This is a genomic window from Pseudoalteromonas sp. CO109Y, assembly GCF_004208935.1.
Lineage (GTDB): Bacteria > Pseudomonadota > Gammaproteobacteria > Enterobacterales > Alteromonadaceae > Pseudoalteromonas > Pseudoalteromonas shioyasakiensis.
Window position 1 is genome coordinate 212,820 of record NZ_SGPD01000017.1, and the last position, 13,863, is coordinate 226,682.

Sequence of the window (13,863 nt, forward strand, 5' to 3'; positions counted from 1 at the left end):
ATTTTACAGATGAAGCTCAATCGCTTTTCTGTCTTTTTCTGGCATATTCGCAACCACTAAATCAAACGAATTATCAATCATTCGTTCGATCTCTCCTTGTGGTACGGTGCCGTCTAAAATAACCGTATTCCATAAACGTTTGTTCATGTGATAACCCGGGATCACCGACGGGAAAATATCACGCAGTGCTTGGGCTTCATCTGGATCGCATTTCAGATTTAGCCACCATACAAGGTTTCCCTCATCGTCTGTTTGGCCTTCTTTGCCCTCGGCAAGGGTGGCAAACATTTTATGATTCACCTTGTAAACGTCGACATCTTGGCCAAATGGTTGGGTGATCATCACCAATGGCTTTTTCATTAAATACTCGTGTACTGTGTGTTGATTCATGATCCAATCCTTGAAGTCATTTTTCGTAGTTATAAAGATAGCAGCTTTTTCGTAGTTTTGAGACAACTATTGTCATAATTTGCTGAAAAATCGAATAAATAACGGCTGCCAGTCAAAACTGTAAATTTTTATTGAACAAAAGCCATTACGTGGTAAATTTCTGTCATCAAAAAACGATAGGAATACACCCATGCCTAAGGCAAGTGAAGTTAAAAAAGGCGCCGCTATCGAGCATAACGGCCGTGTTTTAGTAGTTAAAGATATTCAACGTTCTGTACCACAAGGTCGTGCTGGTGGCAGTTTATACCGCATGCGTTTATACGATGTGGTAACAGGCGGTAAAGTTGATGAAACATTTAAAGACAGCGACATGCTAAAGCTTGCTGATCTCATTCGTCGTGAAGCTATGTTCTCTTACATTGACGGTGAAGAGTATGTTTTCATGGATAACGAAGACTACACGCCATATAACCTAAATAAAGAAGCGATCAGCGAAGAGGTTTTATTCGTTAATGAAGAAACTCAAGGTCTTCACGTTATTGTGATTGATGGCTCGCCAGTTGGCTTAGATTTACCATCGAGTGTTGAGCTTGTAGTTGAAGAAACTGACCCTTCAATCAAGGGCGCTTCAGCAAGTGCACGTTCAAAGCCTGCGCGTTTAACAACGGGTTTAACGATTCAAGTTCCTGAGCATATTTCAACAGGCGACCGTATTCGTATTAATACCGTTGAGCATAAATTTATGGGTCGCGCAGAAAAATAACTCTGTACCCTTTTAGAAACCGGCTTATAGCCGGTTTTTTTGTTTTATTTGTAACGCGCTCATAACAAAATTCATTGAAAAAGGAACGAAAAACGCGCATTATTATTGGCTTACGAAAACAATAATAAATACCAGTAGTAGATTAATGTTGAACCACGGATTGGAAAACAGAGAATACATCAAACTCCCCGAAGGCGTTGATATCGCCATTACTCCCGCTGGCGTTGTTGCCCGAAGCTATGCCTACATTATCGATTTTATTATCCGTAGTTTGGTTTTACTTGCTGTAGGTACTGTATTTGCCTTTTTTGGCGATGCTGGGCAGGGACTTATATTAATTGCTTACTTTTTAGTTTCATGGGGTTATAACATCCTGTTTGAAATGGAAAGTGGCCAAACGCCGGGTAAAAAACGCCTTAAAATCCGTGTTGTGCAAGACAATGGTTTACCGGCAAGCTTTTCGCAAATTGTAGTGCGTAACTTACTACGCCCAGCCGATATGCTACCTATAGGCTATTTCTTAGGCCTTGTGGTTATGTTGTTTAACAACCGTTTTAAACGCATTGGTGATTGGGCTGCAGGCACCATGGTCATTTACGACGATGAGTTAGCTACGCGCCCTGAATTATCTCAAGGTGAAGTGCATATTCCTACCATTAGCTTAACCACCGAAGAGCAATTAGCTGTGCTTGCTTTTGCAGAGCGTCATGATGAATTATCTGATGCAAGGCGCCGTGAGTTGGCAGCTATCTTAGCTGCACCGTTTTCTGGCGCAGAGCATGAGATTGAGGCGCAGCTCGTTAGCTATGCACGCCACTTTGCTGGTCAAGTTCAACACGATAGCGATTACCCGCAGCAGGAGGGTAAGCAATGAAGCAAACTCAATTTGTAAAATCAAATAGTGTCAGTTGGGATGAGTTTGAAGCGCTTTGTGAACAAAATAGTGCAGAGTCTTTACCTGTTAATTTCCCTAACTTGTATCGCAAAGTTTGTAATGATTTAGCCATTGCGCAAAGTCGTCAATATAGTCCAGTGTTGATTGAGCAAATAAACAGGCTGGTGCAGTTAGGGCAGAAGCGCCTTTATTTATCTCGAAGCAATCAATTTTCTGAAATATGGCATGTGGCCCGCACGGCATTTCCGCGTGCACTGTATGAAAATCGTTTAATGCTTGGTATTAACTTATTGGCATTCTGGGGGTTGGCCTTAATTGCTTTTATTTGGGTGACAATTGACCCTGATGCTGCGTATACATTTTTAGGGCAAGGCACAGTACTTAATATCGAACAAATGTATAACCCTAGTGGTAGCGTTCAATCGGCTGAGCGCGGCGCATCGCAAGATCTGATGATGTTCGGGGTCTATATCTACAATAATATTGGCATTGCATTTCAGATGTTTGCAGGTGGCGTACTGTTCTGTGTTGGCGCTGCTTTTTTCCTATTGTTCAATAGCTTTTATTTTGGTGCCGTTGCAGCTCACATTGTAAATGTTGGATTTGAAGGGCCATTTTTCTCGTTTGTAATAACCCACGGTTCGTTTGAGTTAACCGCTATCATTATTGCCTCAGCGGCCGGGTGTCAAATAGGTTACGGCTTGTTAAACCCTGGACAGTATACCCGCGCATATGCGATGAAACAGGCTGCACAAAAAGCGCTTCCACTGATTGTTGGCGCATTTTTGATGTTAGTCATTGCCGCTTTTATCGAAGCATTTTGGTCACCCCGTGATATTGCTAACGAAGTTAAATATTTAGTTGGCAGCGGTTGCTGGGCTTATGTCATTTTTCGCTTATACAGAGGAATGCGCTATGGAGCTTAATCGTCTTAGCTTCAATCCTCGCAAACGCAGTGCTTACGAAACCTTTGATTTAACAGTGTTGCTAGTTAAGCAGCATGCTGTGGCATTGGTCTCTTTGTATTTGATGATGGTAGTACCCGTATTTTTGATTGTCGGCTTTTTATTAAGCTGGGGCATAGGTGGCTTTGTTGTTTGGTGGCTTAAACCTGTATTTGAGCGACCTTTACTCGATTACATGTCAAAAGCGGTTTTCAATCAGCCAGTCAACATAATGAGTAGCTTAAAGTCACTCAAGCAGTTAAAAATGACTGATATGTTGGCGCATTTAACCGTTTTTAGGCTCAGCCCAAACAGAGCATTTTTAGCCCCTGTAGAGCAACTTGAACGACTATCAGGTGAGCGCAAAACTAAGCGTAAGCAGGTGTTGTTTGCTTCAACTAAGCCTAAGCAGACATTGTGGATGCTGTTCTGTGTACATTTTGAGTTTATCTTATTGATGGGAATATCGGCACTGACAATTGCACTTGTGCCCCATTCATTCTCTGCACAAGAAGCCATGTACCAAATACTCGAAGCGCCAATCTGGGTTGAGATAGCGTTTAACTTTATTTATATCATCAGTATCTCGTTAGTCGCACCGTTATTTGTTACCGGTGGATTTCTTGCTTATTTACACCGTCGAGTTGAATTAGAAGGCTGGGATATAGAGCTGGCATTTAAAAATATTCGCACCCGTCTTGCAGGCGTAGTCAGTGCTGTAGCACTACTTATACTTACAACGTTTTCGCTGCAACCATCAACAAGCTATGCAGAGCAAATCGATAAGCAAGCAGTAAAAGAGCAAGTTACTGCTCTTTATAATGAGCCTAATGTCATCGAAACTGAGACTACTTGGGTGCCAAATATCGAAGCAAAAGCGAGTTCATCAGATAGTGATTGGTCTTGGCTTATCGATGTGTTTACTGCCATTGGCGAAGTGTTTGGCGTGTTAGTTTGGGTATTGGTCGGTTTATTAGTTATTTGGCTAGTTTATTACCTGATGCAAAAGCGTGGCTTTTTTGCCAACTTAAGCTTGCCTGAGCGCAGTAAAGTGAATGAAGAGTCTGTTATCCCAACCTTATTTGCAGAAATTAAAAATAAGGATTTACCTACAGATTTAATTGCCGCTGCAAAGCAATGTTTTGAGCAAGGTGAGCACCGCTTGGCGCTGGCGTATTTGCTTCATCATGCGCTGAGTTGGGCGCAGCAACAACATGAAGTGCGCTTGCACCGCTCGATGACTGAGCGCGAATGTAAACGTGCAATCGATGCTAGGGTGCCAAATCAAGGGCAAGCAATTTTTGCCCGCTTATTTTCTGCGTGGGTTACGGTTGCTTGGGGCCATAAAACCCCTGATATCGACTTTATTGAGCTGACAGAGCAAATTACGGCAATGACAACAGAGACTAAGGAGCAAGCCCATGAAGCTTAAGGTTGTGCTCATAGCGGTGCTAGTGGTGTTTAGCTTATTTGTTATTGCTGGTATTGCTTCTTTAGATTGGCAGAAAAAAGAAATAGAAATTGGCTTTCATAGTGATGTAGCAAGAGATAACTTTACGATGGCTAAGCGGCTACTTAAAGCCAATGGTATCGATTGGAATAAAAACAAACGCTTGGCAGAGCAAGCACAAAGTGATGAGTTAAACATAGACCCACAAAGTATCTTAATTTTGGATGAGGCGGTGCTTGCTGACTCTTACCAGTTAGATGTACAGCTTGCTGATTGGGTCGCTGATGGCGGACGTTTAATTTATGTATTAAACAGGCAACGTGATGAGCTGGCAATTGATAGCACCGTATTTTTTAGTCAGCTTGGCATCAATGTAGAAAGCCAAGAAGATGTGTTTGAATATGACTTTGCGATGCTCAAAGAAGGGAATAAAAATAGTACTTTATCAATTGATGAAAACACTCAGCTTGACCTTGAGCTAAGCCGTGCCTTTTTTATTGAAAACTGCCCCGGTGTGAGTATCAACAATGATAACGGCGATACCTTGATGTGTGACTTTGCATTTGGTCAAGGTAGGGTCATTGTGATGCCATCGCTGTTACCTTTTACCAATTACCGACTTCGCCATCTGGATCATGGCAGTTTATTACTTTGGTTAAGTAAAGGGGCTGAAAAAGTAACCTATGTACCTTATCTAACTTACCCAAATTGGTTTGCCAAGTTATGGCACTGGAGCTGGCAATTTGTGGTGACGTTGCTGTTATTAATTGTGCTTGCAGTGTGGCATATCAGTAGTCGCATCGGCCGCTCTTATGCTCCTGACTTCGATATAAAAACCAGCTTTAATCAGCATATTCGTGCAGTAGCAAATTTCTATTCAGAGCATGGTCACGAAGCCGTGTTATTTACTGCACTCAAGAAAGATTTTTACGCCAAAGTAGAGTCGCGAGTGCCTAACTTTAAGATGCTTAGTGCTGAAAAGCAGGCGCAGATCATCGCTAATTTAACTCATTTTGAAAAACAACAGGTGGCTGAGTTGCTTGCTAGCAAGTTGCCTGAGTCCAAAGAACAACGAACAGAATATATAAAACGATATAAACAATTAAGGAATGCCTTATGAGCACGGAATTAGACACTAATCGCATGAGCTTAGTTGAGGCAGCTGATGCAGTAAAACAAGTAAAGCATAACATTTCGCGTGTGTTAGTTGGTCAAGATGCCATTGTTGAAGATGTGCTTACGGTGCTCTTTGCGGGTGGTCATGTGTTACTTGAAGGGGTTCCAGGGCTTGGTAAAACGCTACTGGTTAGAGCCTTAGCAAAAAGCTTAAATGTAGACTTTTCGCGCGTGCAGTTTACACCTGATTTAATGCCTTCAGATGTTGTTGGCCATAGTTTGTATGATATGAAATCAGGTGAATTTAATATCAAAAAAGGCCCAGCATTTACTAATATTTTGCTGGCTGATGAAATCAACCGTGCACCAGCTAAAACGCAATCAGCTCTTCTTGAGGTGATGCAAGAGCAACAAATCACCATTGATGGCGAGTCATTATCTATTGATTCACCGTTTATGGTATTAGCTACTCAAAACCCATTAGATCAAGAAGGGACGTACCCACTGCCTGAGGCTGAATTAGACCGTTTTATGATGAAAGTGGAGCTTGGTTTTCCTTCTCATGAATCGGAAGTTGAGCTTTTAAAACTAAATACACAAATTGTCTCTAATGAAACCAAAGTAGAGCAGCTCCCTGCGGTATTGGATGCTAATCGAATTGCGGAAATTAAACAGCTTTGTGCAGATATCTTAGTAGACGAACAAATACTGAATTATGCCGTCGATATCGTGCGTAGTTCACGAACTTGGCAAGGCGTATTGCATGGCGCAGGGTTACGTGCCTCAATTAATATCATTAAAGCGGCAAAAGTAATGGCATTGATGAATGGCCGTGACTTTGTAACCCCAGATGATGTGAAGTCAGTGTCAGTGAATATTTTAAGACACCGATTAATTTTATCGGCTGATTTGGAGTTGGAAGGGGTGTCATTCGATGAAGTGATCAATGCCATTTTAGCCAGTGTTGAAGCGCCACGCTCATGAAACGCATCAAGCATAGGCCTGCAAAACGCTTAGTACAATTAACAGCTTTGTTGCTGTTATTGTTGCTTGTCTGTGCCATTGCATCAGTTGACAGCTTAGTGCTAACGGTCTTGCTCTTAGTGCCTTTATTGGTCGCATTTATAGATTATATGGCGGCGAAGTCAGAGCCTTTACTTGAAGTAAGTGCACAAACGAATCTCAACATGGCTTTGTATCGCCGCCAAGCATTGCAGGTAGTGATTAAAAACAAAGCGAAGCATGCGACCATGCTAGATGTCAGTGTTCATTTAAGTAATGCTATTGAGCTGCAAAAGCCACAGCAAACGGTGTTTATTGATGCAATGCAACAAGTAAAGCAAAGCTTTACATTACGCGCTCACAAACGAGGTGATGCCCAGATCAGCGCCATTGAACTTAGGGTAGGGTCGCCATTTGGCCTTTGGCAAACAAACTGGTTAGCTGTGCAAGCAATTCAATTAAAAGTGTATCCAGATTTTAGCCGGGTTACTTCAAAGCAGCATTTAAATGGCGTAGTGAATAAGCCTATTTCAGGCTTAAAGCTCACTAAAAAGCGCGGTGATGGTATCGAGTTTCAGCAATTACGTGAATATCGCCAAGGTGATAGTGTTAGACAGATAGACTGGCAGGCGACCAGTAAGCGTCGAAAACTCATTTCTCGTGAGTATCAAGAAGAGCAAAATCAACACGTCATAGTGATGCTCGACGCTTCTAAAAAAATGGCCATTGAAGCTAATGAAGGTAGTCACTTTGATCATGCTTTAAATGCATTGCTACTGCTGTCGCATACAGTTTTAAAGCAAGGTGATTGGTTTAGCATGCAAAGCTTTAACCAAAACTTGCGCTGGTTACCCGATGTAAAAGGCGCACAAAATGTATCAAGGGTGATGAATCACTTTTATGATCTATACCCAGATAAGAGCAGCAGTGACTATTTAGTGGCTGTAAACCAATTAATCGCTAAACGCAGTAAACGTTCTTTAGTGTTATTAGTCACCACCCTTGATGAGCAAAGCATTGAGGAGTTGATGCCTGCAATAAAGTTATTACAAAAACACCACCTAGTGGCACTTATCAATATTAATAACCGTGCTGTAAATGAGGTGCTCGATGAGCCTATTGAAAAGTACGAAGATGCAACCAGCTATTGTGCAGCATTAGCACTACTAAATTCACATAAAGCCAATATGGCGAAGCTAAAAAAACAAGGTGTAATAGCCATAGACTGTAACCCTGAGCAGCTGCTACCGCATGTGCTTAACACTTATTTAAATGTGAAGCACTCCGGGGCATTGTAATAACCTAATAGCAACAGACAATAAAAAAGGCATTGAATTCAATGCCTTTTTTATTAGGAAAATAACGGAACGATTATTTTTGATTATCAATGGCTTCATTAATTTTGTATTGGAAATAAATAGCATAAAAGAAAAATGTCAGTATGCCACTTAAATGCACTGGTTCGTTACTGCCTTCATTGATTAGCTCTTTAAGTGAGGCACGTAACGAGAAAATAAATACTAGGCCAACAATAAAAGTAATAATTGAGATTATAGAAGAAAATACTTCAGGTATTGATGTAAACGCTACTGCAATGTTAATTACGTAAAGGGCAATGTAACCATAAACTAGGTTTTGGTTAACTTGATGTTTGGCAAGCGCGTTTGCTTTGTTTGTGCGGCTTACTAGCCAGTAAATTGCGTATATACCCAATGTGATAAGACTTAAAAAGAACACGCCCCAAGCAGAGAAGCGGTCAAAGTTTAAAATAGGTTTATTACCGCCGGTATTTTGCTGAGTAAGCTCAGCTTCTGGCGCTTCATAGATGTTAGCTGATTCTTCAGACATAACGATTCCTCATAATTATTTTTGTATATTCCTTTGTGCAAATTGCACGTACCGATAATAGCAGTGAGGCTGGTTTTTGTACATCATTTCAACAGCCTAGAAAGTAAGGTTAACTACCATAAAGGTCAGTATAAATAAGCCTTATAGAGGGTATAGCATGAGTGAAGTTTTAAAGTTTGCTGAAATTATGTACACTGCCGCTGATTTTAATGAGGTGCTGTGTGTTATTTGTATTTTTGAGCTGTGTGTTTATTTTGGTGATGTATTTAGAGTCTCTATCTAAAGGAATGCCGGTAAAGCGTTGGATGCTGTTAGGTGGAGTGCTTGGGCCTGTCGCTTGGTGTTTATTTAACGTGCATTATCGCCGCGCTTTTGTGCGCCATGTTGGCCGCCAATCTTGTGGCTGGCGACCTTAAATTTCTGCTGTTTTTAACAGGCTCGGCGCAGATTTATCGAGTTGCTTTTGTAGGAAGGCTGTAAACTCTGGCTGAGACAGTGGCTTAGAGTAATAGTAGCCTTGAACCGTTTGACATTTTAACTGCTCTAACATCACAACTTGTTCGGCTTGTTCAACCCCTTCTGCAACTACATGCAAATCAAGGTTATGGGCAATGGTCACAATTGAGTCAACCATATTGCGGCCACGCTCTGATTGCATATCATCAATAAAGGCTTTATCAACTTTTAAGGTATTAAGCGGGAACTGCTTAAGATAGGCTAATGAAGAGTAACCCGTACCAAAGTCATCCATCGCAAGGTGAATACCACGAGCACTGAGTGAACGCATGACTGCAATTGCTTCGTTAGGGTCGTCCATAACCGTACCTTCGGTGATTTCAAGTTCAAGGAAGTAAGAGGGCAGTTCATTCTTTTGCAAAATCACATCAATACGAGTGGTTAAATCAGGTAAGCTAAACTGCTTAGCCGATAAGTTCACAGCAACACGACCGTTGAATAAGCCTTGATCTATCCATGCCTTTACATCGCGGCATGCTTTATTTAAAACAACTTCACCAATTTCGATTATTTGCCCAGTTTCTTCTGCAATAGGAATAAACACTCCAGGGCTGATTACCCCTTTTTTCGGGGTAATAAAGCGAACAAGTGCTTCCATACCATCGAGTTTACCTGTACGAATATTCATCTTCGGTTGGTAATACACTTCAAAGTGATCTTCTTTTAGGCCGTAACGCATTAAGTTTTCGATTTGTAAGCGTTTAACTGCTTCACGGTTCATAGTGTCGTTGAAAAACAGATAGCTATTGCCTTTTTTCTTTGCGTGATACATGGCAGTATCTGCATTTTTAAGTAATAGCTCTGGGGTATTGCCATCTTCAGGGAACAGCACGATACCGACACTTGAGGTGATCACCAGTTCATGACCTGCCATATTAAAAGGGGTGGCAATTGCGGCTAAAAAGAGTTTTGCCATGCGAGTGATGGTATGTATATCGTTGGTACCCGACATTACCAGTGCAAACTCATCACCGCCTAGGCGATAAAACACATCTTTTTCACGGGTTAACTTATTAAGGCGCATCGCAAGCTTAGATAGCAAGCTATCACCAAGTTGGTGACCCAGAGAGTCGTTAATCTTTTTAAAGTTATCTAGGTCAAACACTAATAAAGCGTGATGGTTATCTTGCTTAGCGAGTTTTTTCAGATTGGTGAAAAACAAGTTTCGGTTAGGTAAGCCCGTTGTGCGGTCTCTGTTCGATAAATTATGTAATTGTGATTCGGCTTTTTTACGCTCAGTTTGATCTGAAAACACAACGACATAGTTACATATTTGGTTGTGCTCATTTTTGATTTCATCAATTGAAATTTCAATTGGTAGCAGCTGCCTTTTCGCATTGCGAAGTTTAACCTCTTGCTGCCAATGCTCCGTGGCTTTTACTGTGGCTTTAATTTCATCCACATAGCTTTGGTCATAGCCATTTAAGGTAAAGTCTTTCTTTAAATATTGCTCTCGGGTACCACCAAATAGCGTTAAGAAGCTTGGATTTAAGTCAACCAGCTTAAAGTTTTTATCGAAAATGGCTATGGCGTCAGTTAGCGACTCAACGCATTTAGCGAATAGGTTTAAACGAGCTTCTGTTGATTTAAGCTGAGAAATATCTCTTACAGTGCCTGTCATACGCAAAGGGTTGAGGTTTGCGTCTTTTTCGATGATCTTGCCGCGATCCAGCACCCAATGCCAACGACCGAGGCTGTCTTTAATCCGGTAACTTGCTTCAAAAAAGGCGGTGTGTTCGGCAAAGTGTTTTTTTAGGGCTGTTTCAACGTGTTGTAAGTCGTGTGGGTGAATCAATTCGCGGTTAGGAGGAAAGCCGCTGCTACTGTTTGTATCTGAGGTGTATTTATCATTAATTCGCAGCACTTCTCCGGTTTTAATATTCCAATCCCAGAGGGTATCGCCACTGCCTTCTACGGTACTTTTTAAGCGATGTTCTGAAATACGCAGTTGTTTTCGAGAGCGCTTTAATTTGAAAATTATAAATAATAGGTACGGCAATAACAGCATCATAATAGCACTTGGAATAAGCAGCAAGGTGCTCTGTTCAAGCTCTATGGGGCTGGCGGATGCTGAAAAAATCCCAGCCATACTTATTGTTAAAAAAGCAGAAATCATTTTTATTATTTTTATCATTAATGCATTACCGTAAATCGCACCAATTAATCTAATCTAAGCTCGCGTTCGAGTCAAAGAGAATGCGAAGAAAGGCTTGCTTTTGGCTGTTTTTTAGCCTTTGGCTCACTTAAAAGTTCTATTCTTGGCCTGTTTTCACTGAACGTTTCGGTAATATACTGCTGCATTTGAGTAAGGCTTAACTTATCAAGTGCCTCTAAAAGCTGTTGTTGCATATTAAATTCAGTATCGCGATTACCAATAGCTAACCATAGGCGCTGTGAGCGTAAGCGTAAATTTTTATCTTTCTCAGCAATGTGTGTAACAAGACCTGCTTTGGTATCGAGCCATTGCTGCTCAGAAATGTTGTTTACTTGTGACACATAATTATTAATAAATTGCTGGTGACGCTGAAGTATCTCATCAGCACTATGCATAGGTGACTGCACGTAAAAAGCAATACCTGCACGGGTATTGAAAGGTGCATAGCCTGCACCAACTAAATAGCCGAGCTGTTGCTTGGTTCTTAGCTCATTAAAATAATCTTGATTTATTAAATGATTAAGTACCATCATTTGTACTTTTTCGATGGTGTCGTCAGTTTGTGCTTGGTAGTAAAGCACCATCGCATGATCGCTGCAATTTAACGTGAAGCGCTGTTGATCTACTTCGGTTATATCGTTTAGCGGTCGCGTTAAATCAATAATTGTTGTGCTGTCATCTAGGTGCTCAGTCACTTGCTTTTGGAACTTAAGCGCATCAGAGCGTTGCCAGTTACCATGTAAAAAAGACTCAACGTGCAAGGCTTTAAAAAACTCATTTCTAAAGCAATTAAATTGATGGAAGCTCGTATCTTTTAAAGCTTGTGCTAAGGCATTAGGCTCTGGGTTCCAAGGCATGATTTGCGCACCCAAAATACTAAATAGCTCACTAACAGGTTTGTTTTGATTGCTGTTTCGCCAGTGTCTAACGAGCTGCTTTTTATATTCAGCAAAGCGTTTTGCGCAGATTTCAACATTAAAGAGTGCTTCAAGTAACTCATTAACCAGCTCTAACTGACTCGATGAAAGACCCGCAGTATGTAGGGTTAAGCCACCTTGGTGCGAGGTTAAGTGATAACTAAGGCCAGCCAATTCTGCTGGATAAAATTGCTCAGCAACACTGTCCATAAACAGGTCTGCAAATAAGCGGGTAAGGGCCATGTGTTTAACATCTTTAATTGCAAAGGTTGAATCCATTGCTAAGTAAAAATGCCCTTTAGCTACTCTGAAAGTTGCGTCTTGTTTGAACCAAAAATCAAAGCCGTCTCGTGTGACTAAAAGCTCAGGTGATTTATTTGGCTCGTCTAATGGTAATAGTTCAACATCTTTTGTGAGGTATGGGTTAGCACTTGGTAAGCACATCTGTGGTAATGGCGTGTTTATTTCACTAAGCGCTTCTAACCAACTTGCTGAGATGTCTTCTACTTTATATGGGGTGTTGTACCAAGCTGTAGTGTGCTCAGGCTCAACACCTGGATGAATGAGTACCAAGCGCATGTTATCAGGTGTTAGCCATTGCATGGCAATTTCATGAGCGCAGCGGTTAAAGCCTTCCATTAAATAATCGCCTTGCACATAGTTGGCTTCATCGTAATGCTGCATATTAATGCTTAAGTTACTAACCCAATCAATTAAACGTGCTTTTTCTTGGTTATCAAAGGCAATTTGCAAGAGGTTCTTTTTGTCTTGATAAAGGCGCGGCAATTTATCGCAGTTTTGGTTAATCAAGCAGATATACTCAAACACCATTTCGACGATATCTTCATAGTATTCAATACCTTCATCAGTCAACGCCATGCTTACGTTAAAATCTTTGAAGTTACTGCCATTAATGCCACCACCTGCTGAGAGGGCATTGATCCAGCCTTGCTCTTTTAGAATAGAGTACAGCGAACCTTTGCCTTCGTAGCCAAGTAAGTGAGCGATAAAACTAACGGTTTTGTGACGGTAAAAGTCATCAATATTTGGCATCGCAAAGCTAATAATGAGCTTTTGCATATGTTTATGTGGCTCAATATGCAGCACCTTACCTAAGTCTTGTTTACGGTAAAGTGGCTGCTCTATGATCTCTTTACTTTTTGGCTGACCTTTAATTTCGCTAAATAACAGTTTTACCCAGGTGGTCATGGTCGCAATATCTTCATTGCTACATATCACCAGTGTCATCCACTGAGCCTGATAGTGGCTATCGAAAAAAGCACGTAGCTCATCACTGATACAGCCCTCACGATCCGCGAGGGTTTGCTGGTTACCGACAGAAAACTTTGCAAAAGGGTGCGCTGGGTTAACAGTTTCTTTATGAGCCTGATAAATACGGCGGCCGTCATCTTTTATTTTTAGTTTAAATTCTGCGTCTATAGCATTCCGTTCTTTAGTTGTCTCTTTAGGATTTAAGAGTGGGGCAATAAAAAAACGACTGAATTGTGCCAGTGCCTCAGCAAACTGTTGGTTATTAATATCAAAGAAGTAGCAAGTGTGCTCAGTGCCAGTCCAGGCATTGGTGTTGCCACCAGATTGCGATACAAAATTAGAAAATCCGCCCGATTCTGGGTACAGGTCAGTGCCTAAAAAAAGCATATGCTCTAAAAAGTGCGCGAGACCTTGCCTATCAAGGGGGTCATCGAAATGGCCTGCGTTAATAGCCATTGAAGCCGCTGATTTTGTTGACTCTAAGTCTTGCACTAAAAGTACTTTTAGACCATTGTCCAGTGTTAGGGGTTGATATGTTCTGTTATCATTGCGGCTGATATTCAAAAGATGCTCCTGAAAGAGTGCGTTAATGTCC

The 13,863-nt window shown here is 41.2% G+C and carries 12 protein-coding genes; 8 read left to right on the plus strand and 4 right to left on the minus strand.

From position 1 onward, the window contains the following. Positions 1 to 3: 3 nt before the first annotated feature. Positions 4 to 390 (minus strand): MmcQ/YjbR family DNA-binding protein, encoded by a 387-nt coding sequence (locus EXT43_RS07180; protein WP_054553214.1) that lies wholly within the window; start codon positions 388 to 390, stop codon positions 4 to 6. A gap of 190 nt (positions 391 to 580) precedes the next feature. Here EXT43_RS07180 and yeiP point away from each other — a divergent pair, with 190 nt between their 5' ends. The 7 genes from yeiP (at position 581) to EXT43_RS07215 (ending at position 7,858) form a co-directional block, all read left to right on the plus strand. Then, positions 581 to 1,153, plus strand: a complete 573-nt coding sequence (gene yeiP, locus EXT43_RS07185) for an elongation factor P-like protein YeiP (protein ID WP_130166668.1) — start codon at positions 581 to 583, stop codon at positions 1,151 to 1,153. Between the two features lie 145 nt (positions 1,154 to 1,298). Next, positions 1,299 to 2,027 (plus strand): RDD family protein, encoded by a 729-nt coding sequence (locus EXT43_RS07190; RefSeq protein WP_130166669.1) that lies wholly within the window; start codon positions 1,299 to 1,301, stop codon positions 2,025 to 2,027. Then, positions 2,024 to 2,974, plus strand: a complete 951-nt coding sequence (locus EXT43_RS07195) for a stage II sporulation protein M (RefSeq protein ID WP_130166670.1) — start codon at positions 2,024 to 2,026, stop codon at positions 2,972 to 2,974. The genes EXT43_RS07190 and EXT43_RS07195 overlap by 4 nt, the downstream gene beginning before the upstream one ends. After that, positions 2,964 to 4,424, plus strand: coding sequence for a hypothetical protein (locus EXT43_RS07200; RefSeq protein ID WP_130166671.1), 1,461 nt, complete (start codon positions 2,964 to 2,966; stop codon positions 4,422 to 4,424). The genes EXT43_RS07195 and EXT43_RS07200 overlap by 11 nt, the downstream gene beginning before the upstream one ends. Continuing rightward, positions 4,414 to 5,562, plus strand: a complete 1,149-nt coding sequence (locus tag EXT43_RS07205) for a DUF4350 domain-containing protein (protein ID WP_130166672.1) — start codon at positions 4,414 to 4,416, stop codon at positions 5,560 to 5,562. Before EXT43_RS07200 ends, EXT43_RS07205 begins: the two co-directional genes overlap by 11 nt. Continuing rightward, on the plus strand, positions 5,559 to 6,542 hold the full coding sequence (locus tag EXT43_RS07210; RefSeq protein WP_062566833.1) for a MoxR family ATPase: 984 nt from the start codon (positions 5,559 to 5,561) through the stop codon (positions 6,540 to 6,542). The genes EXT43_RS07205 and EXT43_RS07210 overlap by 4 nt, the downstream gene beginning before the upstream one ends. Further along, positions 6,539 to 7,858, plus strand: coding sequence for a DUF58 domain-containing protein (locus EXT43_RS07215; protein WP_130166673.1), 1,320 nt, complete (start codon positions 6,539 to 6,541; stop codon positions 7,856 to 7,858). The genes EXT43_RS07210 and EXT43_RS07215 overlap by 4 nt, the downstream gene beginning before the upstream one ends. Before the next feature lie 73 nt (positions 7,859 to 7,931). Here the strand turns inward: EXT43_RS07215 and EXT43_RS07220 are convergent, their stop codons facing one another. Continuing rightward, complete coding sequence (locus EXT43_RS07220) at positions 7,932 to 8,408, minus strand: DUF4234 domain-containing protein (RefSeq protein ID WP_130166674.1); 477 nt, start codon at positions 8,406 to 8,408, stop codon at positions 7,932 to 7,934. A gap of 221 nt (positions 8,409 to 8,629) precedes the next feature. On the opposite strand from EXT43_RS07220, the gene EXT43_RS07225 reads away from it, so the two are divergent. After that, positions 8,630 to 8,824, plus strand: coding sequence for a hypothetical protein (locus tag EXT43_RS07225; RefSeq protein WP_058586342.1), 195 nt, complete (start codon positions 8,630 to 8,632; stop codon positions 8,822 to 8,824). On the opposite strand, the gene EXT43_RS07230 is transcribed toward EXT43_RS07225, so the two are convergent. Together EXT43_RS07230 and EXT43_RS07235 are read right to left on the minus strand one after the other, a co-directional pair. Continuing rightward, positions 8,821 to 11,013: an EAL domain-containing protein gene (locus tag EXT43_RS07230; protein ID WP_235591859.1), complete on the minus strand. Its 2,193-nt coding sequence runs from the start codon at positions 11,011 to 11,013 to the stop codon at positions 8,821 to 8,823. The two genes, EXT43_RS07225 and EXT43_RS07230, sit on opposite strands and share 4 nt — an antisense overlap. Positions 11,014 to 11,111: 98 nt before the next feature. After that, complete coding sequence (locus tag EXT43_RS07235; protein ID WP_130166675.1) at positions 11,112 to 13,832, minus strand: insulinase family protein; 2,721 nt, start codon at positions 13,830 to 13,832, stop codon at positions 11,112 to 11,114. Positions 13,833 to 13,863 lie beyond the last annotated feature (31 nt).

Excerpts from the sequence above, each read along its gene's own strand:
- EXT43_RS07180 (WP_054553214.1), bottom strand. The coding sequence starts at position 390 with ATGAATCAACACACAGTACACGAGTATTTAATGAAAAAGCCATTGGTG.
- yeiP (WP_130166668.1), top strand. The coding sequence starts at position 581 with ATGCCTAAGGCAAGTGAAGTTAAAAAAGGCGCCGCTATCGAGCATAAC.
- EXT43_RS07195 (WP_130166670.1), top strand. The coding sequence starts at position 2,024 with ATGAAGCAAACTCAATTTGTAAAATCAAATAGTGTCAGTTGGGATGAG.
- EXT43_RS07210 (WP_062566833.1), top strand. The coding sequence starts at position 5,559 with ATGAGCACGGAATTAGACACTAATCGCATGAGCTTAGTTGAGGCAGCT.
- EXT43_RS07205 (WP_130166672.1), top strand. The coding sequence starts at position 4,414 with ATGAAGCTTAAGGTTGTGCTCATAGCGGTGCTAGTGGTGTTTAGCTTA.
- EXT43_RS07220 (WP_130166674.1), bottom strand. The coding sequence starts at position 8,408 with ATGTCTGAAGAATCAGCTAACATCTATGAAGCGCCAGAAGCTGAGCTT.
- EXT43_RS07190 (WP_130166669.1), top strand. The coding sequence starts at position 1,299 with ATGTTGAACCACGGATTGGAAAACAGAGAATACATCAAACTCCCCGAA.
- EXT43_RS07230 (WP_235591859.1), bottom strand. The coding sequence starts at position 11,013 with ATGGCTGGGATTTTTTCAGCATCCGCCAGCCCCATAGAGCTTGAACAG.
- EXT43_RS07215 (WP_130166673.1), top strand. The coding sequence starts at position 6,539 with ATGAAACGCATCAAGCATAGGCCTGCAAAACGCTTAGTACAATTAACA.
- EXT43_RS07200 (WP_130166671.1), top strand. The coding sequence starts at position 2,964 with ATGGAGCTTAATCGTCTTAGCTTCAATCCTCGCAAACGCAGTGCTTAC.